Source organism: Veillonella sp. R32, from assembly GCF_010093125.1.
Taxonomy (GTDB): Bacteria; Bacillota; Negativicutes; order Veillonellales; family Veillonellaceae; genus Veillonella_A.
This window is the reverse complement of record NZ_NMZQ01000083.1, coordinates 1-886: the sequence shown is the minus strand read 5'-3', so window position 1 is coordinate 886 and position 886 is coordinate 1. Positions and strand designations below refer to the sequence as shown.

At 43.9% G+C, this 886-nt stretch carries 1 protein-coding gene; it reads left to right on the top strand.

Annotation, left to right across the window (positions count from 1 at the left end; all coding sequences use genetic code 11):
• Positions 1-41: 41 nt before the first annotated feature.
• On the top strand, positions 42-626 hold the full coding sequence (locus VER_RS10250) for a tail fiber assembly protein (RefSeq protein WP_015979258.1): 585 nt from the start codon (positions 42-44) through the stop codon (positions 624-626).
• The last annotated feature ends 260 nt before the right edge of the window (positions 627-886 follow it).

The following is an 886-nucleotide window of genomic DNA, read 5'->3' as shown; positions in this document are numbered from 1 at the left end:
GTCAAAAACATTGCATTTAACTATATTGTGAGGCTTGCATAATGGCATTCAGAATGAGTGAACAACCACGGACCATAAAAATTTATAATCTGCTGGCCGGAACTAATGAATTTATTGGTGAAGGTGACGCATATATTCCGCCTCATACCGGTCTGCCTGCAAACAGTACCGATATTGCACCGCCAGATATTCCGGCTGGCTTTGTGGCTGTTTTCAACAGTGATGAGGCATCGTGGCATCTCGTTGAAGACCATCGGGGTAAAACCGTCTATGACGTGGCTTCCGGCGACGCGTTATTTATTTCTGAACTCGGTCCGTTACCGGAAAATTTTACCTGGTTATCGCCGGGAGGGGAATATCAGAAGTGGAACGGCACAGCCTGGGTGAAGGATACGGAAGCAGAAAAACTGTTCCGGATCCGGGAGGCGGAAGAAACAAAAAAAAGCCTGATGCAGGTAGCCAGTGAGCATATTGCGCCGCTTCAGGATGCTGCAGATCTGGAAATTGCAACGAAGGAAGAAACCTCGTTGCTGGAAGCCTGGAAGAAGTATCGGGTGTTGCTGAACCGTGTTGATACATCAACTGCACCTGATATTGAGTGGCCTGCTGTCCCTGTTATGGAGTAATCGTTTTGTGATATGCCGCAGAAACGTTGTATGAAATAACGTTCTGCGGTTAGTTAGTATATTGTAAAGCTGAGTATTGGTTTATTTGGCGATTATTATCTTCAGGAGAATAATGGAAGTTCTATGACTCAATTGTTCATAGTGTTTACATCACCGCCAATTGCTTTTAAGACTGAACGCATGAAATATGGTTTTTCGTCATGTTTTGAGTCTGCTGTTGATATTTCTAAAGTCGGTTTTTTTTCTTCGTTTTCTCTAAC

Coding starts and splice junctions, on each gene's coding strand:
- VER_RS10250 (WP_015979258.1), top strand. CDS start 42: ATGGCATTCAGAATGAGTGAACAACCACGGACCATAAAAATTTATAAT.